This window comes from Haloprofundus marisrubri, assembly GCF_001469955.1.
GTDB lineage: Archaea > Halobacteriota > Halobacteria > Halobacteriales > Haloferacaceae > Haloprofundus > Haloprofundus marisrubri.
Window position 1 is genome coordinate 38,507 of the sequence record NZ_LOPU01000029.1, and the last position, 19,782, is coordinate 58,288.

Genomic DNA, 19,782 nt, shown 5'->3' on the forward strand with positions numbered 1-19,782 from the left:
TGGTTCTCTTGTCCCTCCGAGGGATGCCCGGAAATTCTACTCAGAAATGTGATTTGTGGTTCGGCGTGCACGCCCATAGCTTCGATGTATCGGTTGTAAGCTTTCTGTTGCGGGCTTCTCAAAAACACCAGTTAACTGATTGCTTCGGAGATGTGCGTTACTTGTCGCCCACCCACTCGCGAAGTCGCTCGCAATGGAACCCGACGGCGTCGTCGCCGGTGAGTTCGGGGTACCGAGGCCGGGTGACGACCCCTTTCGAGTCGACAGCCGACCGGACGACGGCCGCGAGTCGGTACGCTCGCGGCACCGACGGATACGGCCGGGCCGAATCGTAACCCGTCCTGAACGCCTCTCGGAGCGATTCGCTGTCGGTGACGTACCAGTCGGCGACCAGATGTTCGACTTTCGCCACCGCGAGTCCCGGTGCGGCCGCGAGCGGGCCACCCCAGTCGAGTACGGCGGTTAGTTCGTGGTCGTGGGCGGGCGTCGACCCGTTCGTCGCGCCCGTTCGTCGCTCGCTGACGACGGCGTTGCCGGGGCGAAGATCCCACGGATACAGCGTCGCTGGTGGACGAGCGGGCAGCGTCGCGTTCTCGAAGGCGTCGAGAAGCACCGACCGATGCGCGTCGAACGCCGACGGGAGCGCGGCGACGCCGTCGCGGGCGTGTTCACGGAACCACTCGGGCCAGCCCTCGGCCTCGACGGCCCGAAACCGACCCCCCGACCCGTCGCCTTCGGCTTCGAATCGAAGCGGTCCGTATCCCTCGAACGTGAACGCTTCGTGGAGTTCGGCGAGATACCGACCGAAGGTCCGCGCGAGTCGACGTCGCGTCTCGGCGTCGAACCCGGCGAAGCGTCGGTGCAAATCCACGCCGGGTGCGCGTTCGACCACGGCGTACGCTCGCTCGCCGACCCGACCGGTCGCGTACTGCTGCGGGACGGGAACCGACGTCCGCTCGCCAACGGCGCGAGCGAGTTCCGTCTCGGTCCGAAACGCCGCCACGTCGTCGGTGAACTGGACGACGACAGCGTTCGGTGTCGTCGCCCGCTCCGTCGCTTCGGAAGTGTTCCAGCGGCACCAATCGTCGTGTCCACCTTCGCCGCGCCCGTTTTCCGCCGCTACCGCGTTGTCCACGTCGCAGCCGTTCGACAGCGTCACCAGCGTCGTCCGCTTGTGATTGCCGTTTCTCGCCGCGCGTAGCTCCGTGGGGGTCCAGTCGGGGAACTCTCGCGCCAACAGTTCGAGAACTTCGTCGGTCGTGTTGGTTGCCGCGTCCGTCGACGTGGTCTCGTGACCTCGTTCGTCCGTGTTCTCCGTCATCGGTCGCCGTCGAGCAACGTACACAGGTCGGTCAGCGAGACGAACACGTACTCGGGGCGGTAGTCGCCGGGGTCGGGTTGCGCTGTCTCGTTTTCTGCGTCGCCATCGCCGCCGCCGCCCTCGCCCGCGTACCACGCCGCTTGGAGTCCCGCCCCCTGTGCGCCCGCCACGTCGTACTGCAGCGAGTTGCCGACGTGAAGCGTCGATTCGGGAGCGACGCCGAGACGGTCGATAGCAGCGTCGAACGGGTCACGGTGCGGTTTCCGCCGCGGAAGGTCACCCGCGTAAACGACGACGTCGAACGCGTCGAACAGGTCGAGCGAGTCGAGTTTGACCGACTGTCGCGACTCGGGGCCGTTCGTCACGAGGCCGACCGACCCGGCCTCACGCGCCCGCCGAAGCGCCGTCGTCGCGCCGCGATGGAGTGACACCTTCGAGTAGTCGACCACGTCGAGAAAGCCGCGAGCCAACGCGTCCGCGTCGACGGACGGGCGACCGTACCGCGCGGCGACGACGGTGAAGCCGCTGGCGAGATAGCCGAGTTGGTCGTCGGGGTCCGGCGGGCCGTCCAGCGCCGCCCAGAGGTCCGACGGTTCGCCGAACGCGTCGACGCCTGCCCGCTCGAACGCGCCGTAGTAGATGCTGTCGCCGGTTTGGTCCTGTCGACAGAGCGTCCCGTCGAGGTCGAACAACACCGCGTCGATGGTGGTCACGAGTTTCGTACGTGCGAACCGAACAAAACACCCTCGCCGTGTGAGTACGCCGCAGACGGCGAATCGGCCCGAGCGACGTCTCGTCCGACTGGAATCGGCGGCCCCGAACCGACGGACCCAAACCGCCCTACCCGTTAGCGACGCCAATGAAACTCCAGTTTCTCGGCGGGACGCGCGAGGTGGGCCGCAGCGCCATCCTCGTCAACGACCGCCTCCTCCTCGACTACGGGATGCTGACGGGCAACCCCCCGCAGTTTCCCGTCGGGTCGGTCGACCCCGAGGCCGTCGTCGTCTCTCACGGCCACCTCGACCACGTCGGTGCGATTCCCACCCTTCTCTCCGGCGACGCTCGCCCGCCCATCCACTGGACGCCGCCGACGTACGAACTGGCCATGACGCTCGCGCGCGACACGCTCAAACTGCACGGTGGGACCTACGGCTGTCCGTTCACCGAAAACGACCTCAAGCGCGTCACCGAAGTCGCAGAAACTCACGGCTACCGCGAGACGTTCGAGGCCGCCGGCCACGACATCACGTTCTACAACGCCGGACACATCCCCGGCAGCGCGCACGTTCTCGTCGACGACGGGGAGACGCGACTGCTCTACACGGGCGACTTCCACACCGACTCGCAACGACTGGTCTCCGGGACGACCGCCCGCCCGGACGCCGACGTCGTCGTCTGCGAGAGCACGTACTCCGACGTCGACCACGACCCCCGCGCCGACGTCGAAAAGCGGTTCGTCGACTCGGTGCAGACGACACTCTGGGAGGGCGGCACCGTCGTCGTCCCGGCGTTCGCCATCGGTCGCACGCAGGAACTGATGCTCGTCTGTGCGGCCCACGACATCGACTGCTACGTCGACGGGATGGGCCAACGCGTCACTCGGATGCTCCGAACCTACCCCGAATTTCTCCGCGACGCCGACGCGTTCCGCCGCGCGAAGTCGAACGCGCGGTTCGTCACCGGCAGAGACGGCCAACGCAAGCGTATCGCCCGCAAGAACACGGTCATTATCACCACCTCGGGGATGCTCTCGGGCGGCCCGGCGATGACGTATATCCCGGAAATCCGGCAGAATCCGGTGAACAAAATCGCCATGACGGGCTACCAAGTCGAGGGGACGCCCGGACGGAGTCTCTTGGAGACGGGAACCGCCGAGATAGACGGCCGCGTGATGTCGGTCAGCGCGCGAACCGAAGCCTACGACTTCTCGGCGCACGCCGACGCCGACGGCCTCCGCTCGCTGCTCGACGAGTACAGAGACTCGAAACTGTTCGTCAACCACGGCGACCGCTGCGAGGCGTTCGCCGAGGAACTCCGCACCGACGACTTCGACGCGACAGCGCCGGAACTCGGTGAGACGGTCGTCTACTGACGCCTCACACCACGTCCGATGTACATCGATATCTGACCCTCTCGCACGGACGAAGAGAACGTTATTTACCCACATTGACAACTACTCACATGGATTCTGTAGGTTCGTCCACGAGGGAAGTTCGAGTGTGGCCTGCACGGCACCACCTCGGGTGGTGGGCGCTCAGTCTGGTGTTTGTAGCGCTTCTGGCGTTCGTCGGCAGCCGATATCTCGCATGGGCCGTCTTCGGCCTGTTCGTCTACTACGTCGGCCGGCCAATCAGTCGGCGTCTCGAACGTCGTCTCCCGTCGCGGAGTCTCGCTGCGGCGACGGCGCTTCTGACCATCGTAATTCCCGTCGTGGCACTGTTGAGTGCGCTACTGTTGGTCGCACTCGGACAACTGACCGCGTTGGCGGCGAACTTCCCGGTCGACGCTGTGGTTTCACAACTCCCGTTCGACATCCCGACACTCCCGAGCGACCCCGCGTCGGTGTACGACGCGACGATTCTGTTCGTTCAAGACCCGACGGTTCAGTCGTTCCTCGGCGGCATCGGCGGCGTAGTCGGGGTGGTGGGCGCGACGTTCTACAACCTCTTTCTCTCGCTGATACTGGCGTACTTCCTGCTCGTCGAGGACAGACGTATCGCGGCGTGGTTCGAGACCACCCTGTTCGGCGAGGAGAGCCTCCCGAACACGTACCTCCGCGCCGTCGACGCCGGCCTCACGTCTGTGTTCTTCGGGTACACGCTCACCATCTTCGTCGTCATGCTGCTCACGTCGCTCATCTACACCGGATTTAACGTAGTGGCACCCGGTGGGCTGAACATCCCCTCGGCGGTGTTACTCGGCGTCATCACGGGCGTGTTCACGCTCGTGCCGCTGGTCGGCCGGTCTATCGTCTACTTCTTCGTCGCGGCCGTTCTCTCCCTTCAAGCGTTCAGCACCGACCCGACGCTGCTTTGGTATCCGGTCGTCTTCCTCGCCGTGATGATTCTCCTCTTCGACAACGTCGTTCGGACGTACATCCGGCCGTACCTCTCGGGGGGACTGCTGCACACCGGTCTCGTGATGTTCGCGTACCTGCTCGGACCGCCGCTGTTCGGTTGGTACGGCATCTTCCTCGGCCCGCTACTCATGGTGTTCACCGTCTTCTTCGTCTGGATGGTGTTGCCGGTGCTCGCCAACCCGGACCGCGAGGAGACCGACCGACCGGACGCGGCGGCCGGGCCGACGCTCAGCGAGTTCGAACGGCCACGCGAACGCACCCGCCCCGACGACTCGGCGACCGATACGGACCGCGGCGACCCACAACCGGGGTGACGTTCCGAGTTCCGAGATAGCGGGAACTGGGGTGACGAGTTCGACCCCGAGCGGGTCCGGCGTCGCTTCGACTTTCCTCCGCTTACAGCCCTGCGGACCCGGAGTCGGCGTCGGGGAGATTCACTTTCTCGGCGGGCAGACCGAGTTCTTCCAGCGCTTCCTTCAGGTGTTTGCCTTCGGCGTACTCGGCTCCTTCCTCGACGCGTTTCGCCTGCGCCAGCGCGAGCACCTCACCGCGGTGTTCGTCGGGTATCTCGAACTTGTCGGTGGAGAGTTCGATGACGAACCCGTTGTGGTCGGTGGTGTACACCGAGTGGAAGATACCGCGGTCGAACTCGTTGTAGTGGTGGCCGCGTTCTTCCAGCGCGTCCTTTATCTCCTCGATGCGCTCCGGTTCGAACTGGAAGGCGACGTGGTGGACGCCGCCGAGCGGGGTGCGCTGCGGGCCGCGGTTCGACTGTCGACCCTCCTCGACGAAGAACGTCAGCATCCGGCCGTCGCCGGTGTCGAAAAACAGGTGTGTGACGTGCGGCGCGTCGAGGTTCGGCTGTTTCAACACCAGCGGCATGCCGAGGACGTCGCGGTAGAACGCGACGGTGTCTTCGACGTTGCTGCCGACGAAGGTGATGTGGTCGACGCCCGTCGTGTGAAACGGCGCGTCGGGGAGGTCGGCGGTGACTTCGAGGTCTGTCGTGGACTGGTTGTCGCTCATGGGTCTCTCTAGTCGCTGATAACGGAAATACACTCGCTGACGCCGACGTCACCCGGTTACGCACGTGTCAGTAGCGGTCGGAGATACTGCATCGAACGCGAAAAAGAACGGAATCGAACCGTCGTCTACGGGCGCTACAGCGGGGAACCGTCGTGGGTCGTTACTGTGCCTCCCGATACGGCCATTCGGGGTCGCGTTGGTCCCGTGCCGTCGGTTCTCGGAGGGTGTCGGGACGCTGTCCGCGTCCCGCCCAACCGAACTGACGGACGTTCTGCCACGCGTCGACGAGTGCATCGGGGTTCTCGCCGCGGGTTATCGTCACCGAGTCGAACTGCGTCGGGTCGTCGGTCCACGCACAGATTTCACAGGCGTCATACGACCCGCGTTCGCCACGGCTCAGCGTCCGAAACCCGCAGCAGGGACAGAACCCTCGCAGCCGAGAGTGCCGTCGAGCCATACCGATTAGTCCACGTCCGAGTATATCAATCTTTGCCGACTTTCAATGAGATAATCACGATTTGCCGACGATTCGGCGGTCGGTTCGAAGACGATTCAACGGATGTTGTATCTTCTGGCCGACCTCTTCGGTCAACTACACGTCGCCGGGATTACTCCGCGTCGCGGGCGGCCGCGAGCGACTCGAAGTCGTACTCGACACCGGTCAGGTCCTCGGAGACGCCCCAGAGTCGTCCGGCGGCTACCTCGTCGTACGACTCCTCGCTCGACTCCTGTACTTCGGGATGGCCGCGCATGTTCATCAGGCCGCCGGGACCGACGTAGCTTCCGCCGGGGACGTCTTCGGTGGCCGCGTACAGCATCGGCAGCGTCCCCCACTCGGCGGACTGCGCGAGCGTGGTGTTGGCGACGGCCATCGCCGCTTTTCTGACTTTCGACCCCCTCGCTTCCGGTCCACGGTACTGGAGGTTCGTCGCCGCGTAGCCGGGATGACAGCCGATACTGCGGACGTTCTCTATCCCCTCGTCGTCCAGTCGTCGCTGGAGTTCGTACGCGAACAGCAGATTCGCCAGTTTGCTCTGGGCGTACGCGCCCCACTCGTCGTACGACTCCTCGCCCTGTAGGTCGTCGAAATCCATCTCGCCGGCCTCGTGAACGCCGCTGCTCTGGGTGACGACGCGCACGTCGTCGCCGGTCATCTCGCCGAGCAACAGTCCCGTGAGCGCGAAGTGACCGAGATGGTTGACGCCGAACTGCGTCTCGAAGCCGTCTTGAGTCTCACTTCGCGGAATCGCCATCACGCCCGCGTTGTTACAGAGGATGTCGAGTCGGTCGTGGATATCCGAGAACGTCTCGGCGAACGTCCGCACCGAGTCCAAATCCGCCAAATCGAGTTTCTGGAGTTCGAGCGCCCCACTGGGTCGGTTGGCCGCGAGTTCGCCACGAGCCTCTTCGCCGCGTTTCATGTCCCGACACGCCATGACGACGTGCGCGCCGCGGTGGGCGAACGCGCGGGAGGCGTGGTAGCCGAGGCCGCTGTTTGCACCGGTGACGACCACTGTCTGTCCGTCGAGTCGCGGCATCTCCGCCGCCGTCCAATCGTCTCTCGCCATGGCTCACCGTACGGTTTCGAGCGCAAAGAACGTTGTAGCGTCGGCGACGGTAACCGGTCCGGTCTGTTTCGAATCGCCGACGACTCACTCCGTCTCAGTCAGTTTACTCAACTGATTCGCCGGACTTCTCTTCGTCCTCGGTCGCAACGTCTGCATCGTCGACGTCGTCGAGTTCGTCGAGGCCGAACTCGTCGATGGTCGTCTGCTCGGATTCTATCATCTCGTGGCCTCGGTACTTCTTGTAGAGACGCTTGAGTTTCGGATAGCCGGCTTGCTGTTGGAGCGTCCACTCCGTGGCGAACGACCCGTCGTCGATGCCGTCCATCTTCTCGCGCATGAACTCGCGGAGCGGCTCGCGGTCGAACTCGTCGATGCCCGCCAACTGGCCATACTGGCTCGTCATCGAGTGCAGCGGCATCTGTTCGACGAGTCCCATCGTCGCGGCTTTCCGGAAGATGTGGCTCAGTTCCTGTGAGAGATACTGCTCCATCAGGATGGCCTCGGGCGGCGCACCTGCCTCGCGTTCGACTTCCCATTTGGCGATGAGCGCGTTGGCGATGACGGGGATGAGTCCTTGCTCGGTCAGCAGGTCGAGTTTCGTCTCCGTCTCGAAGTCGCCCTCGATGACGCCCGACCGAGTCGCGCCGATGCCGTGAGCGATGGCGAGTGCGACGTCGAGCGCCTCACCCGACGAATCCTGTTCGACGGCGAGAAATGCAGGTGCGCCGCGGCCGTCGACGTACAGTTCGCGGACCATCGCGCCGACCATCCGCGGGGCGACCATCACCACGTCCACGTCGTCGGGCGGTGAGATGTAGTCGTAGGTGACGTTGTAGCCGGAGGCGAAGTTGACCACGTCGCCGGATTCGAGGTTGGGTTCGACGTGTTCTTCGAAGACGGCGGGGGCGACTTCGTCGGGGACTAAGAGGAAGACGACGCTGGCGACGGAGACGGCCTCACCGGTCTCGTAGACGGGGAAGCCGTCGTCTTGGGCTTCCTCCCACGAGGCGTCCTTGCGGTTGCCGACGACGATGTCTTCGACGCCCGCGTCGCGGAGGTTCTTCGCCTGCGCCTGTCCTTGGTTGCCGTAGCCGATGATGGCGACGGTTCGCCCGGAAAGCGCGTCGAGGTCGGCGTCCGATTCGTCGTAGACGGTGGAGTCGGCCATGCTCACTCTGCGTCCGAGTCGCCCAAATAGCTTCGTGCCGAGACCGACGACCACCGACCGCTGACGCGACCGGGGACGGCGACTCCGTGCCCGCCGTCGGTGAGTGTACCTGCCCAAGGACTTTGCTGGATTTCGCCGTATCCGCCGTATGCCACACGCAGGCGACATCGACGAGGATATCTCGGAAGCCGAACGGCAGGCGCTCCACCAACTCCAACTCGGCATCGAGTACGTCTATCGCAGCTACGGCGCATTGCTGGACTTTCACCACCATCTCGGCCACGCGATGGACCGCATGGCCGACGCCGAAGAACATCTCCGGGCGGCGGGCCACGACGAACTCGCCGACGAACTTCGGGACCGGCATCTGCCCGCAGGTGCGCTCGACGACCGCTGGTCGTACGAAATCGTCGGCGACTTCAGACGAAACTTTCTGCACGAGATAACCGACTACGAGACGGGCGTCCGCGACGACCTCGTCGACGGCCTCGACCACGTCACGGAGCGAGAACAGCAACGGGAGTGGCGCGAGCGCGCCGAGAGCGACGCGTGGAAATCGGAGTGAGACCGAGTCGAGCGACTGTTCAGTCGTCGCTGCCGCCGTGGTCGACCGGAGACGCGTCGTAGCTCTCGTAGCCGTCGTAGCGCTCGTAGACGACTCGTCCACCGAAGCGTTCGTCAACCCGCGCGAACGCGGCGACCACCTGTTCGCGTTGGAGCACTGCGAACCCAAAGAGGATGATGACGAAGCCGAGACCGGTCGTCTCCGTCACCGTCTCGTCGAGGACGAGCCATCCGGTGAGCGTCGCCACCGCGGGCACGGCGTAGGCGGTGAGGTTTGCGCGAATCGGTCCCGCGCGCTCGATGAGCAGGAAGTACGCGGCGTAGGCGACGCCGGTCCCGAGCACGCCGACGTAGGCGACGGCGGCGAGGAGTTTCGGTGTCCACGCAATCGCCGTCGACTCGCCGAGGGCGAGACTGCCGCCGTGGATACAGAGCGCGCCGAAGAGGAACGCCCACGCGGAGAGCGGAAGCGTCGCGAGGTTCGGTTCCGCACGACGCATCAACACGCTCCCGAGTGCGATGCTGACGGCGGCGACGGCGATGAGCGCCTGTCCCTCCGCGCCCGAGTGGAGCATCGCGGGCGTCGGTTGGACGATGACCAACACGCCGACCAGACCGAGCAAGATACCGACTGCGCCGACCCACGAAACGCGTTCGTCGCGCAGCAACGCGACGGCGAACAGCGGCGACAGCAGTGGGAGCAGACTGTACATCACCGCGGCCGCGCCGCTGGTCGTGCCCTGTTGGCCGACGAACAGCAGCGCGTTGTTGATGGCGACGACGAAGACGCCGCTTGCGAGGATGGCGAGCACGTCGCTTCGAGTTTGCGGCAGCCAGTCGTCGTAGACGACGGCGACCAGTCCCAAGAGCAACAGCCCACCGATATCGAACCGGAGTGCCGCGAACAGCACCGGCGGAATCTCGGCGACACCGATTTTGATGGCGACGAAGGAAGTGCCGAGAAACACCGATGCGACCGCGAAGAGTGAGAATGTCCGGTCGCTACTCATCGGCGCACCCCCGGTTTCCGACGGCCAGCGTGATTCGTGACTGGAACGTCGGAACCGGGGCGTGCTTGGGGGGCGGTCAGATGACGAATATCACATAATAGCTCGAACACAGTTTAGTTCCTCGAATCGATTTTCACTCTCGTGGGTTATATGTCTAACGTGGGGTCGCGTGGCGTGACAAACAGGCACTAGTGTCTGTGTGTCCTTGTCATGCCTACAGTTCCGTTGCCAACGGCTAACAGTCGATGGATTTCGTGACCGCCCAAATCCTGACTCGCGGGCCGTTACTCGTCGTCTGCCGCCGCCTCGACGCGCCCGGCGTACTTCTCCAGTTCTCCGGCGAGGGTTCGTGCTTGCTCGGCACTGAGCGTCACCCGGTCGGCGTGCGCCGGGAGATGTTCCAACTGGGTGTTGTCGAGTTCGAGTTCGAGCGTGACAGCGTCGGGGTTCTTTCTCGGCGCGGTGACGTTGAGCACGGCGAACGCCTCCTCGTCGAAGTCGTGTCCGTGCGCCTCGCCGTCGAGCATGTCGAAGGTGGTGTAGGCGTTGATGCGGAGCAGTCGGTCTGGCATACCCGTGGTTGCGTCCGAGCCGACATGGACGTGACGGGTCGAACAGCTCTGGTCCACTTCTCTAGCTCGCCTGAAAGTTTTTATCCGATTGGGGGAAACCCGGGGGTATGGACTTCGAAATCGCAGACGGCCACAGTTACGCGACGCTCGAAATCAGCATGGACGCGGGCGACCGAGTCGGCGTCGACCCCGGGTCGATGGTCATTCGAAGCGAGTCCGTTCACTCGGAGACGAACTCCGGTGAGGGCGGCCTCGGCGGGATGCTCAAACGCGCCGTCTCCGACGAACTCGAGGTACTGACGACGTTCATGGAAGCCGAAGCCGACGACTCGCGTGTCGTGCTCGCGCCGGATTACCTCGGCGACATCGCCCACATCGACCTCGACGGCACCGAGGGCGTCAAAGTCCAGTCCGGCGGCTTGCTCGCGTGGACCGAAGATATCGAACGCGGCACCGCCCGCAACGACGCGAGTAACTTCTTCTCGTCGGGCGAACTCACCGTGCTGAAACTCGACGGCAGCGGGTCGGCGTTCGTCTCGGCGTTCGGTGCAGTTAGAGAAGAGACGGTCACCGGCGACGACCCCCTCGTCGTCGACGAGGACCACCTGCTCGCGTGGACCGACGGTCTCTCGGTCTCCCGACAGAAGGATTCGAGCATCAAATCCTCGCTGCTCGGCGGCGAGGGCTTCGTCACGAAACTCTCCGGTGAGGGCCGCGTCTGGGTCCAGACCCGCGACCCGATGATTCTGTATCAGGGTAACGGGAACTGAGCGAACAAGAACACCGACCGCGAGCGAACGAGCGTAGCGAGTGAGCGAGCGGGCCGAGGAGTGAGTGGAGGGTGGCGAAGCCGCCCGAAGTGAACGACGAGTGCTTTTGGTCCGAGAGCAGACGCTTCGCGTCTGCTAAGCCTTCGCGGTGAAACCGCGAAGACAGCTTTTACCGAGCGGACGGCGAAGCCGTCCGCGCAGCGTAAAAGGTGGGTTCTAGTCGTCGGAACTGATGGGCGTCCCGTCAGCGCGCGCGGGCGCGGGACTGTCGTCCATGTCGTCCTCGTCGGCGTAGGGGTACCACGTGAGCTTCGTGTTGTGCATCATCGGGTCCTCGTAGTCGGTCTCCTCGGGTTCGATGAGGTCTGCGAGTTCGTCCTCGTCGAGGCGTTCGACGAACGTGCGGAACGTCTCATCGCCCTCGCGTCGGTCCTCGAAGTTCGCCAGCAGATTGGCAATCGCGCCGGGCACCTCGTCGACGGGGACGCGCTGGCCGACCCAGTCGGCGAACTGCGGGTTCTCGCCCAACCCGCCGCCGAGGCCGATGTCGAGCGCTTCGACGGCTTCGCCGTTCTTTCGCGTCTTCATGCCGCGGAGGCTCACGTCCGCGATTTGCGGTTGGGCGCAGGAGGCCGTACAGCCCGAGAGGTGGATGTGGAAGTCCTCGACGCCCTCGGGGAGTTCGACGTTCTCCTTGAGCCAGCGTGCGTAGCGGACTTGGCGGTTCTTCGTCTCGACGATAGAGAGCGAGCAGAACTCCGTGCCCGTACAGGCGATAGAGCCGCGCATGAACGGGTGCGGGTCCGGCGAGTAGTCGGAGAGGAGGTCCTCGGCGAGCAGGTCGTCGAGGTTCTCCTCGGGGACGTCGGTGACGATGGCGTTCTGGCGCTGGGTCAGTCGAACTTCGCCGGAGCCGTACTCGTCCGCGAGGTCGGCGAGTTCGAGCACGTCCGCCGCGCCCATGCGGCCGACGAGCACGTCCAAGCCGACGTAGTAGTTGCCGTCGTTCTGCTCGTGGACGCCGACGTGGTCGGAGTGGCCGCCGGTGGCGTAGCCGGAGTTGTACGAGTACTCCTCGCGGAGGTCTTCGCCCGCGGTCGGCAGCTCCCAGTCGACGTACTCCTCTTGGAGCACGCGGCGCATCTTCTCTGCGCCCCACTCGTCGACGAGGAACTTGATGCGGGCGTTGTAGCGGTTCTCGCGGTCACCGTAGTCGCGGAACAACGCCGAGAGCGCGCCGCCGACTTCGCCAGCCTGGTCGGGCGTGACGAACACGTCGAGGTCCCGGGCGAGTCGCGGTTCGTTGCGGGCGAGGCCGCCGCCGACGCGGATGTTGAAGCCTTTCTCTCCATCTTTGGTCGCTGGCTCGAACGCGAGGTCGTTGATGTCGCCCTGCCCGCAGCCTTCGCGGCAGCCGGTGACCGACACTTTCCACTTCCGTGGGAGGTTCGTGTGGTCCTCGTGGCCTTTGTAGGTGTCGTGGAGGTCCAAGGCGACGGGGAGCGCGTCGACGTGTTCGTGTTTGTCCTTGCCGGCGACTGGACAGCCGACGATGTTCCGCCAGGAGTCGCCGCAGGCTTGCTGGGTGGAGAGTCCGTGTTCGTCGAGTTTCTCGAAGATAGCCGGGATGTCTTCGAGGCGAATCCAGTGGAGTTGGATGGACTGACGGGTAGTGAAATCGGCGTACGCCGCGCCGAACTCGGGGTTGACGCCCGGACCACGGGCGAACTCGTCGGCAATTTCGCCGACGGCGCGGACCTGTCCGGGTTCGAGCACGCCGTTGGGCGTCCCGATGCGCATCATGAAGTAGCTCTCTTGGCCGTTTCGCTGGTGGTACAGCCCCCACCATTTGAAGCGCTCGAACCAAGCGTCGCGTTCGTCTTCGGGTATCGACTCCCACCCCTTCTCGGCGAACTCGAACAGACGCTCCCGTATCTCGTTGCCGTACACCTCGGACTTCCATCGCTCCACGTCAGTCGGCATTGAACTCTCGTATCGCCCGCACGCCTAAACCAGTCGTTGCCCCGTCAACCATCCCCGGTGCTCGCCGGAAGAGGATCATGTTGCCTATTCACGTTTACGACTCGCATTCGACAGCAACAGTCCCTCACGGTCGATATCTCGCCACTCGCCGTCGACGATTCGGCCGACCGGGAGCCAGTCGGTCGTCGCCTTCGTCCCACAGACGATACACTGGCAGACAGCCCGAATCTCGACGGTGCGTCCGTCGACGCCCGGTTCGACGAGGTTCTCGACGACACCGTCGGCGAGGTCACAGTCGCAGAATCCGGGGTCGTAGAAGCGCCACAGTTCGCCGACGCCGACGCGTCGCTGGTCGTCGACCGAGAGCCACGCGCCGTCGTCTTGGATTCGAAGCGGGACGGTCACTACTGGACGTTCGTCGCCCGTCCTCCTGTCTACGTCGGTCCGCGCAAGCATCCGGCCGCTCTGTGACACACGATACGCACAGAATCACCTGGCACGGTCGACTTCGGGTTCTTTTTCGCCGTCGGATATAGCGGCAACAGGTTCTCCTATCGGGGAGTGCTGGCACCGTTTACAACCGAAGACGGCCTTATTCGGACGCCGCCCTCAGAGGGTACTGTGACGCATCTCCACGCCGACGCGACCCACCGAGAACACGCGTCCGCCGACGTCGCCCCCGAACTGTACGAGGAGGCTGACCCAGCGGATGAGTGACCCGGTGCGACACGGACAGACGAGTTCGGAAGCAGCCGACACGGACGGACAGTCGCCCGACAAGGCCGACGATGTCGACGACGACCACCTCTCGGACCTCGAAGACGGCGCTGGCTGTACGGAAATCTGGGAACACCTCTCGGAGCGCCGGGCGGACGCGGATGCTCGCTCGGCCGAACTCGCCGAGGAGTGACGACGCGTCCGGTTCTCACCAATCGCTCGGAACCGCTCTCCACCGGAAGCGACCCCGCGCGAGAGCGACAACCTCGTGCGAACCCGATGCCCCATACGACCGTCGTGCGCGCTGTCAGTCGAAGCACGGGACGCTTTTGACCGACCCTCTCCAACGACCCTGTAGATGAGAGACGACCAGACGCCGAACGTGCCGCCGTCGGAGGCCGACCGCACGTCGCCGGTCGGCGAACCGGTCATCCGGTCTGACCCCGCGGTGACGGGCGAACGCGCACACGACGCCGTCGGATTCGACCCCGACGACCCCGAGAGCGTCGCCCACGCCGCCGAGACGGTTCGCCAGTTCGCCGACTCGACGGTCGGCGGCGCGGACAACGTCTATATGCTCCGCGGGGCGGCAGCGTGCGCAGCGCTCGTCCGCGGCGTCGGATCGTACAAGGCAGCGGCCGAGGAAGCCGGCGGCGACGTCTCCGTCGCCTTCATCCGCAAGTGGGCGCGGGTTCACGACCTCCCGCGGTCGATTCGTCGTCACGTCGCACTCGGCCACATCGCACCCACCGCGGCGAAACACATCGCCCGCGTCTCCGGTGACGCACGGTTCGCCCTCGCGTGGGCGACGCTCGACGGTGACCTCACGGTCAGAGAAGTCAGACGCCTCGCCAGCGCCGTCAACGACGGCGAGAGCGTCAAATCGGCGCTCCGAGAGTACGACGTCGAACTCGGACAGCTCTCGGTTTCGCTCCCCCCGGAGGCGTACGTCGAACTCCGTCGCCACGCGTCGTTATCGGACCGCTCGCCCGACGACGTGTTGAGCGACGCACTCGTCGCGTATCTCCGCGACGGCGACGAGTAGTTAGGTGTCTCAGTTCTCGGCGAGATACTGCTGTGCCGCCGCCGCAATCGTCTCTCGCGCCGTCTCCACGTCCGGCCAGTGAATCGTCTCGTTCGGGAAGTGCGCCTGTTCTATCGTTCCGGGGCCGAACACGACGGTCGGAATCCCCGCTTCGACGTAGTGCCGTGCATCCGCGCCGTAGGTCGCACCGTGAACGTCCGTGTCGTCGAATCCGGCGTCGGTCATCGCGGCTTGTAGCGCCGTGACGACCGGTTCGTCGGCGTCGATTTCGGCGGACTCGAACTGGATGGTGAAGCGCTCGAACGACGGCGGATGCTCGCTCAGCCACTCGCTGTCGGCGACGACCTCTGCGAGGCGTTGCTCGTACTCTCTTTCGACTTCGTCGACTGTCTCACCGGGGGCGACGCCGATTCGTATCTCGGCGGTGAGCGACGCCGGAATCGTCGACGACCACGACCCCGCCTGCACGCGGCCGATGCAGATGGGCCACGGAACCGGGAACTCCTCGTACAGCGGGTGCTGGACGCGTTCGCCGCGTTCGGCTTCGAGGTCCTCGAACGCGTGGCGAATCCGCTCGAAATGCGGCAGGACGGACTCGCCGACCCACCGCGTCGCCGCGTGCGCCGACCGCCCGGTGATGCGGAGTCGTTTCATCACGGTACCTTCCGTCGCCGTGACGACGGTCAAATCCGTGGGTTCGGCGACGATGGCGGCGTCCCGGTCGAACGGGTAGGGGTTGTCGAGCGCCGCCGCGGCGGCCCCGATACCGCCTTCCTCCTCGCCGACGACGCTCTCGACGACGATGCGGCCGTCGAGGTTCAGTTCGCCGTTTTCGACGGCGTCGCGCACGTCGACTGCGGCGAACACGCAGGCGGAGACGTTCGACTTCATGTCTACCGCGCCGCGGGCGGTGAGTTCGTCGCCGTCCCACGTCGGTTCGAAGGGGTCGCTCTCCCAGAGGTCGTCTCCGGCGGGAACCACGTCGCTGTGGCCGTTCAACACGAGTGTCGGGCCGGCGTCGGGGTCGCCGAATTCGAGAACGCCGGCGACGCTCGGTCGGTCGGCGACGACGAGTTCGTCCGGGTCGTCCGGAAACGACGGATGCTCGGCGAGACGGTCGGCGTCGGCGGTCCACTCGACCACCTCGAAGCCGAACTCGTCGAGTCGTTCGCGGAACCACGACTGCGCGGCCGCCTCTTGGCAGTCAGTCGTATCGAAGCGGAGAAACTCCTCGGTGAAGCGCCGGAGGTTCATGCCCGCACCGACGACGCCACCCTGCGTAAGCGTTCGGACGCCCGACGGTTTCGCCGGGTCGGTGGCGGCCGCCGATGTAAACACTTTTCAGCGCTCTCGCGTAACTGAGTTCGAGGGCTGGTAGCTCAGTTAGGCAGAGCGTCTGGCTTTTAACCAGACGGTCGGGGGTTCAACTCCCTCCCAGCCCGTTTTCCTGCGACGAACCAACCGACGAGCACCGCACAGCGGTGCGAGTCGTCCGTGAGGAGCGAAACGGCTCCCGAGGATGTTGAGTTGGACCGAACGGACGGAATGAGTCCGGGCGTAGTTCAACTCCCATCGGGTCCGTACGCTTCGCTCACTTCTCCGACGACGTTCGCAAACGCTTCGCGTGTGCTCACTCCCGTCGGCTCCGTTCTATGTACTCTGTGCTCCGTCACCTGTCCGCTCTCGACGACGAAACGAAGGTGGTGAGAAAGGGTCGGTACGTGACCACACGCACGTACCGCGAGCCATGACAGCCTGGTGCTGACGACAGACTCTGTTCGACGTTCGGTACTATCGAGCCAGCCACTGCCGTGTCGAACACAGCCGTCGTGTCAGTTGGTGCCTGACGAACGGAGACAGATTTGGGGGTGCCTCCGGACGCTCCGCTCAGTCTTGCACGCTGACGCTGATTCGCCCGTCTGCTCTGACGGCGACCTGGTAGCCCTCGTAGTCGAAGGCGAGTTCGCCGCGAATGCCTCGTGGGCGAGGCGAATCAGGGCCGAAGAGGGCGGTTTCGAGTGCGTCGATGTCGACGCTGTCGTAGAGTGGGGAGAACTCGTTCTGCAGCGGGTCCACGCCCGCCACGTCGGCGACAGCGGTGATAACCGTGACACTCAGGTCGAAGGACTCGCCCGGACGATACCATGCCTCTGCAGCTGTCGGTGCGTTGTTCGCGTGCCCATCCGCGTCAACGTCACCTTCCGTGTGCGAGTGTTCCATCGATTCGACCTCTCCGACCATACTCAACTACCACGGGGTGTCTGTGTAGCATCCTCGGTTGAACGTTCAATCATTTATATATGCCTCCGGAGCCGTCGTCACTCCGCATCCACCCCGTTCAACCCGTTCTGCACGAACGTCTTGTGCGCACGGCGGAGACGGACCGATGCCGCTTGTGCCGAGATTCCCATGCCTTCGGCGAGTTCACTCAGGGTGGTGTGCCGCGGCACCTCGAAGTAGCCTTCGTCGAGCGCCCGCGTGAGAATCTCGCGTTGCGGTCCCGTCAGTCCGAACGACTCGCCGGGTAACTCGCCGCTCTCGCTGTACACGGCGGTGAGGTGACGCGTCACGTCGACGTCGAGGTCCTGTTTGTAGTACGCTTGGAGCGCTTCGCGGTCGGGAAAACGCATTCGAATCTGCCAGACGCCCTCCTCCCACTGCATGTCGATGTTCATCGCGCCGAGTTCGACCACCGCCGGATACGCCGAGAAGCGGTGACCGTACTCGGTGTATTCGAGGTGGTAGAGACGTTTGTCGTCGACGTCGACCAGTGGCGTGAGGGTGGTCACCGTCGGGTCGTCGGCGACGGCGGCGGCGAACTCCTCCGCCGAGATGCCTTGCACCCAGACGAACAGTTGGATGACGCCGGCCTCGTCGGTCTGTATCAGTTCGACGTCGGCGACGACACCGGCTTTAGAGGAGAGCGCCTGCTGGAGAATCGGTGTGTCCAGAACGAACTCCCCGATGAGACTCATCTACGCGGATGCAGTCCTCTCTCGGTAAAAAGGGTGACTCTCCGACAAATGTTTGCCGCATGAGGTGTCGACCCGTTCGTTGGCTACAGGTTCTCGCCTTGATAGCTGCCGTCGTACGTGCCGTCGTGGTCCGCTGCCGCGAGTACCAGTTGCGCGATTCGCGCCCCGCGCTCCAGTTCGACGTCGTGGTGGACTTCGAGCAGTCCCTCACCTTTGCCTTCGTAGCCTGCGTCCCACACCGCCGTGTTTAGCATACAGGAGTTGCGAAGCAGCGACGACCGAGGGTAGATGAAGCCGACGTGGTCTTCGGGAATCTGTACCGTCTCCGCGTACTGGACGACGTAACCGCCCGGCGGAAGGTAGTACGTCTCCGTCTCGTCGTCGGTCTCCTCGCGTTCGACCAACTGCCGGTCGCCGATTTCCTTGCCCTCACGGCCGATACGGCCGGGTTCTCGCTGTTCGAAGACCGCTTCGAGCGTCAGGTCGACGCCGTTCGGTTGCAGTTTTTCTCCCGAAACCGACGAGACGTGGTCGCCGACGAACGAACCTGCTCGGTACATGTCTCGGTGTGGTGACTCTCGGCAGATAGCCGTTATCGTTCGCTGTGGGCAACAATCTCCGGAAGACGCGTCGCCTGACGCAACCGTTATCTGACTCAGTCTGCAAACTTCGGCGTACTCACCGATGTCTTCCGGATATTTGGTTGCTGACAGTCTGTCGGCGGTGGCGGACATTTTGACCGCATCTCCCTCTTTCCGACGACGTCACCGGAGTCGTCGAGGAACGGCCCCGTTGTGTGACACCACCGAAAACGACACCACCGCCCCTGCCCACGGGAGACTGTGACGGCCGCTACGTCCGTTGTCCGCCGACTCCCCGGCCTCGCGGTTCTCGTGGGTATCGCCGTCACCGCGTCGCTTCTCGGGGGAGTCGTTCCGATGCTCGACGGTCTCGTACTCGCTATCGCCGGCGGTGCGCTCGTCGCAAACACCGTCGGCGTTCCCGAACGGGTCCGCCCCGGCGTCGAGTTGCACGGCCGGTTGTTGGAACTCGGTATCGTCTGCTTGGGTGCAGGGCTCTCGTTGGCCGCGATACGGGCCTCGGGAACGCTGATCGTTGCCCTCGTCGTGGCCACCGTCTGCGGCGGACTGGTGTTCGTCGAGGCGCTCTCGCGGCTTCCCTTCCGACTGCCGACGAAGACGGGGTCGTTGCTTGCGAGCGGAGCCAGCGTCTGCGGCGTCTCGGCGGCGGCCACCGTCGGCGGGAGTATCGACGTCGACGACGACCAGTTGGCGTACGTCGCCGCCAGCATTCTCCTCCTCGACGCGGTGACGATAGTCGTCTTCCCGCTCGTCGGCGACGCGCTGGCGCTCGGCGACAAGGAGTTCGGAATCTGGGCCGGTCTCACGATGTTCAGCACCGGGCCCGTGACCGCCGCCGGATTCGGCTACGGTCCGGTCGCCGGCGAGTGGGCGACGCTCACCAAACTCGTCAGAAACGCGTTCATCGGCGTCGTCGCCGTCGCGTACTCGTTTGCGTACGTGGGCGAGACGGCTCGGTCGAAGCCAGTGTTCGCCCGTCTCTGGTCGGCGTTTCCGACGTTTCTGGTGGGGTTCGTCGCCGTCGTCGTCGTCGCCAATCTCGGCGTTCTCTCGGCCGACCAACTGGCCGTCGTCGGGCGAGCGAGCGACTGGTTGTTCGCGCTGGCGTTCGCGGGACTCGGTCTCGAAATTCGCCTCGACGCGATGCGCGAAGCAGGGGCCCGACCGCTTCTGGTGTTGGTGACGTATCTGTTCGTCGCCGGAGCCGTCGTCTTCGGTGTCGTGACGACCGTGTTCTGAACGTCGACTCTCCGAAACCGGGTTTAACTCGAATCCGAGTTTCTTTTTGAAGTTCGCGCGAAAATTGCCGACGGGAGCGGTATTCCACACGGTCTTCGGGTAGGAAACACGCGGGATTTATATCCAACCGGAGACGACCATCG

21 protein-coding genes and 1 tRNA gene are annotated in these 19,782 nt (G+C 64.6%); 8 read left to right on the plus strand and 14 right to left on the minus strand.

Going from position 1 to position 19,782, the window contains the following annotated elements; translation table 11 throughout:
- Positions 1–157: 157 nt before the first annotated feature.
- Both AUR64_RS10680 and AUR64_RS10685 read right to left on the minus strand, forming a co-directional pair.
- Complete coding sequence (locus tag AUR64_RS10680; RefSeq protein WP_071391265.1) at positions 158–1,321, minus strand: phosphotransferase family protein; 1,164 nt, start codon at positions 1,319–1,321, stop codon at positions 158–160.
- Entirely contained in the window at positions 1,318–2,034 is a 717-nt protein-coding gene (locus AUR64_RS10685) for an HAD family hydrolase (RefSeq protein ID WP_058581947.1), read from the minus strand. The genes AUR64_RS10680 and AUR64_RS10685 overlap by 4 nt, the downstream gene beginning before the upstream one ends.
- A 146-nt stretch (positions 2,035–2,180) precedes the next feature.
- Here AUR64_RS10685 and AUR64_RS10690 point away from each other — a divergent pair, with 146 nt between their 5' ends.
- On the plus strand, positions 2,181–3,413 hold the full coding sequence (locus AUR64_RS10690) for an MBL fold metallo-hydrolase (protein WP_058581948.1): 1,233 nt from the start codon (positions 2,181–2,183) through the stop codon (positions 3,411–3,413).
- Between the two features lie 125 nt (positions 3,414–3,538).
- The gene (locus AUR64_RS10695) at positions 3,539–4,714 is read left to right on the plus strand and encodes an AI-2E family transporter (protein WP_205628398.1); all 1,176 of its coding nucleotides are present in this window, start codon (positions 3,539–3,541) and stop codon (positions 4,712–4,714) included.
- Between the two features lie 82 nt (positions 4,715–4,796).
- Here the strand turns inward: AUR64_RS10695 and AUR64_RS10700 are convergent, their stop codons facing one another.
- The 4 genes from AUR64_RS10700 to ilvC all read right to left on the minus strand — a co-directional run bounded on the left by AUR64_RS10700 (position 4,797) and on the right by ilvC (position 8,162).
- The gene (locus AUR64_RS10700) at positions 4,797–5,426 is read right to left on the minus strand and encodes a VOC family protein (RefSeq protein ID WP_058581949.1); all 630 of its coding nucleotides are present in this window, start codon (positions 5,424–5,426) and stop codon (positions 4,797–4,799) included.
- 160 nt (positions 5,427–5,586) lie between these two features.
- Positions 5,587–5,883 carry a CPCC family cysteine-rich protein gene (locus tag AUR64_RS10705; protein ID WP_058581950.1) on the minus strand — a complete coding sequence of 99 codons (297 nt, stop codon included), beginning with the start codon at positions 5,881–5,883 and terminating at the stop codon, positions 5,587–5,589.
- Positions 5,884–6,034: 151 nt separating this feature from the next.
- The gene (locus AUR64_RS10710; protein WP_058581951.1) at positions 6,035–6,994 is read right to left on the minus strand and encodes an oxidoreductase; all 960 of its coding nucleotides are present in this window, start codon (positions 6,992–6,994) and stop codon (positions 6,035–6,037) included.
- A 103-nt stretch (positions 6,995–7,097) separates the two neighbouring features.
- Positions 7,098–8,162, minus strand: a complete 1,065-nt coding sequence (gene ilvC, locus AUR64_RS10715) for a ketol-acid reductoisomerase (protein ID WP_071391266.1) — start codon at positions 8,160–8,162, stop codon at positions 7,098–7,100.
- A 148-nt stretch (positions 8,163–8,310) separates the two neighbouring features.
- Here ilvC and AUR64_RS10720 point away from each other — a divergent pair, with 148 nt between their 5' ends.
- Positions 8,311–8,727, plus strand: coding sequence for a hypothetical protein (locus tag AUR64_RS10720; RefSeq protein WP_058581952.1), 417 nt, complete (start codon positions 8,311–8,313; stop codon positions 8,725–8,727).
- A 19-nt stretch (positions 8,728–8,746) separates the two neighbouring features.
- Here the strand turns inward: AUR64_RS10720 and AUR64_RS10725 are convergent, their stop codons facing one another.
- Together AUR64_RS10725 and AUR64_RS10730 are read right to left on the minus strand one after the other, a co-directional pair.
- On the minus strand, positions 8,747–9,736 hold the full coding sequence (locus tag AUR64_RS10725) for a DMT family transporter (protein ID WP_071391267.1): 990 nt from the start codon (positions 9,734–9,736) through the stop codon (positions 8,747–8,749).
- A gap of 284 nt (positions 9,737–10,020) precedes the next feature.
- Positions 10,021–10,308: a DUF6360 family protein gene (locus AUR64_RS10730; RefSeq protein ID WP_058582690.1), complete on the minus strand. Its 288-nt coding sequence runs from the start codon at positions 10,306–10,308 to the stop codon at positions 10,021–10,023.
- 107 nt (positions 10,309–10,415) lie between these two features.
- Here AUR64_RS10730 and AUR64_RS10735 point away from each other — a divergent pair, with 107 nt between their 5' ends.
- The gene (locus AUR64_RS10735) at positions 10,416–11,078 is read left to right on the plus strand and encodes a TIGR00266 family protein (RefSeq protein ID WP_058581953.1); all 663 of its coding nucleotides are present in this window, start codon (positions 10,416–10,418) and stop codon (positions 11,076–11,078) included.
- A gap of 216 nt (positions 11,079–11,294) precedes the next feature.
- Here AUR64_RS10735 and AUR64_RS10740 read toward each other — a convergent pair whose 3' ends face one another.
- Positions 11,295–13,061 (minus strand): nitrite/sulfite reductase, encoded by a 1,767-nt coding sequence (locus AUR64_RS10740; RefSeq protein ID WP_058581954.1) that lies wholly within the window; start codon positions 13,059–13,061, stop codon positions 11,295–11,297.
- Between the two features lie 84 nt (positions 13,062–13,145).
- Positions 13,146–13,466 carry a hypothetical protein gene (locus AUR64_RS10745; RefSeq protein ID WP_058581955.1) on the minus strand — a complete coding sequence of 107 codons (321 nt, stop codon included), beginning with the start codon at positions 13,464–13,466 and terminating at the stop codon, positions 13,146–13,148.
- Positions 13,467–13,770: 304 nt separating this feature from the next.
- On the opposite strand from AUR64_RS10745, the gene AUR64_RS10750 reads away from it, so the two are divergent.
- On the plus strand, positions 13,771–13,971 hold the full coding sequence (locus AUR64_RS10750) for a hypothetical protein (RefSeq protein ID WP_058581956.1): 201 nt from the start codon (positions 13,771–13,773) through the stop codon (positions 13,969–13,971).
- 165 nt (positions 13,972–14,136) lie between these two features.
- Positions 14,137–14,823 (plus strand): DUF7119 family protein, encoded by a 687-nt coding sequence (locus AUR64_RS10755; RefSeq protein WP_058581957.1) that lies wholly within the window; start codon positions 14,137–14,139, stop codon positions 14,821–14,823.
- Between the two features lie 9 nt (positions 14,824–14,832).
- Here the strand turns inward: AUR64_RS10755 and AUR64_RS10760 are convergent, their stop codons facing one another.
- Complete coding sequence (locus AUR64_RS10760) at positions 14,833–16,077, minus strand: M20/M25/M40 family metallo-hydrolase (RefSeq protein WP_058582691.1); 1,245 nt, start codon at positions 16,075–16,077, stop codon at positions 14,833–14,835.
- A gap of 114 nt (positions 16,078–16,191) precedes the next feature.
- Here AUR64_RS10760 and AUR64_RS10765 point away from each other — a divergent pair.
- Positions 16,192–16,265: transfer RNA gene (locus AUR64_RS10765), tRNA-Lys, on the plus strand.
- Positions 16,266–16,710: 445 nt separating this feature from the next.
- Here AUR64_RS10765 and AUR64_RS10770 read toward each other — a convergent pair.
- From AUR64_RS10770 to AUR64_RS10780, 3 genes are all read right to left on the minus strand, one after another.
- Entirely contained in the window at positions 16,711–17,064 is a 354-nt protein-coding gene (locus AUR64_RS10770) for a HalOD1 output domain-containing protein (protein WP_058581958.1), read from the minus strand.
- 77 nt (positions 17,065–17,141) lie between these two features.
- Positions 17,142–17,798 (minus strand): helix-turn-helix domain-containing protein, encoded by a 657-nt coding sequence (locus AUR64_RS10775; protein ID WP_058581959.1) that lies wholly within the window; start codon positions 17,796–17,798, stop codon positions 17,142–17,144.
- A gap of 83 nt (positions 17,799–17,881) precedes the next feature.
- Positions 17,882–18,358, minus strand: coding sequence for a deoxyuridine 5'-triphosphate nucleotidohydrolase (locus AUR64_RS10780; RefSeq protein ID WP_058581960.1), 477 nt, complete (start codon positions 18,356–18,358; stop codon positions 17,882–17,884).
- Positions 18,359–18,640: 282 nt separating this feature from the next.
- On the opposite strand from AUR64_RS10780, the gene AUR64_RS10785 reads away from it, so the two are divergent.
- Positions 18,641–19,639, plus strand: coding sequence for a YeiH family protein (locus AUR64_RS10785; protein WP_058581961.1), 999 nt, complete (start codon positions 18,641–18,643; stop codon positions 19,637–19,639).
- The last annotated feature ends 143 nt before the right edge of the window (positions 19,640–19,782 follow it).

Excerpts from the sequence above, each read along its gene's own strand:
- AUR64_RS10725 (WP_071391267.1), bottom strand. The coding sequence starts at position 9,736 with ATGAGTAGCGACCGGACATTCTCACTCTTCGCGGTCGCATCGGTGTTT.
- AUR64_RS10770 (WP_058581958.1), bottom strand. The coding sequence starts at position 17,064 with ATGGTCGGAGAGGTCGAATCGATGGAACACTCGCACACGGAAGGTGAC.
- ilvC (WP_071391266.1), bottom strand. The coding sequence starts at position 8,162 with ATGGCCGACTCCACCGTCTACGACGAATCGGACGCCGACCTCGACGCG.
- AUR64_RS10750 (WP_058581956.1), top strand. The coding sequence starts at position 13,771 with ATGAGTGACCCGGTGCGACACGGACAGACGAGTTCGGAAGCAGCCGAC.
- AUR64_RS10775 (WP_058581959.1), bottom strand. The coding sequence starts at position 17,798 with ATGAGTCTCATCGGGGAGTTCGTTCTGGACACACCGATTCTCCAGCAG.
- AUR64_RS10710 (WP_058581951.1), bottom strand. The coding sequence starts at position 6,994 with ATGGCGAGAGACGATTGGACGGCGGCGGAGATGCCGCGACTCGACGGA.
- AUR64_RS10700 (WP_058581949.1), bottom strand. The coding sequence starts at position 5,426 with ATGAGCGACAACCAGTCCACGACAGACCTCGAAGTCACCGCCGACCTC.
- AUR64_RS10755 (WP_058581957.1), top strand. The coding sequence starts at position 14,137 with ATGAGAGACGACCAGACGCCGAACGTGCCGCCGTCGGAGGCCGACCGC.
- AUR64_RS10730 (WP_058582690.1), bottom strand. The coding sequence starts at position 10,308 with ATGCCAGACCGACTGCTCCGCATCAACGCCTACACCACCTTCGACATG.
- AUR64_RS10680 (WP_071391265.1), bottom strand. The coding sequence starts at position 1,321 with ATGACGGAGAACACGGACGAACGAGGTCACGAGACCACGTCGACGGAC.
- AUR64_RS10760 (WP_058582691.1), bottom strand. The coding sequence starts at position 16,077 with ATGAACCTCCGGCGCTTCACCGAGGAGTTTCTCCGCTTCGATACGACT.
- AUR64_RS10690 (WP_058581948.1), top strand. The coding sequence starts at position 2,181 with ATGAAACTCCAGTTTCTCGGCGGGACGCGCGAGGTGGGCCGCAGCGCC.
- AUR64_RS10740 (WP_058581954.1), bottom strand. The coding sequence starts at position 13,061 with ATGCCGACTGACGTGGAGCGATGGAAGTCCGAGGTGTACGGCAACGAG.
- AUR64_RS10780 (WP_058581960.1), bottom strand. The coding sequence starts at position 18,358 with ATGTACCGAGCAGGTTCGTTCGTCGGCGACCACGTCTCGTCGGTTTCG.
- AUR64_RS10735 (WP_058581953.1), top strand. The coding sequence starts at position 10,416 with ATGGACTTCGAAATCGCAGACGGCCACAGTTACGCGACGCTCGAAATC.
- AUR64_RS10720 (WP_058581952.1), top strand. The coding sequence starts at position 8,311 with ATGCCACACGCAGGCGACATCGACGAGGATATCTCGGAAGCCGAACGG.
- AUR64_RS10705 (WP_058581950.1), bottom strand. The coding sequence starts at position 5,883 with ATGGCTCGACGGCACTCTCGGCTGCGAGGGTTCTGTCCCTGCTGCGGG.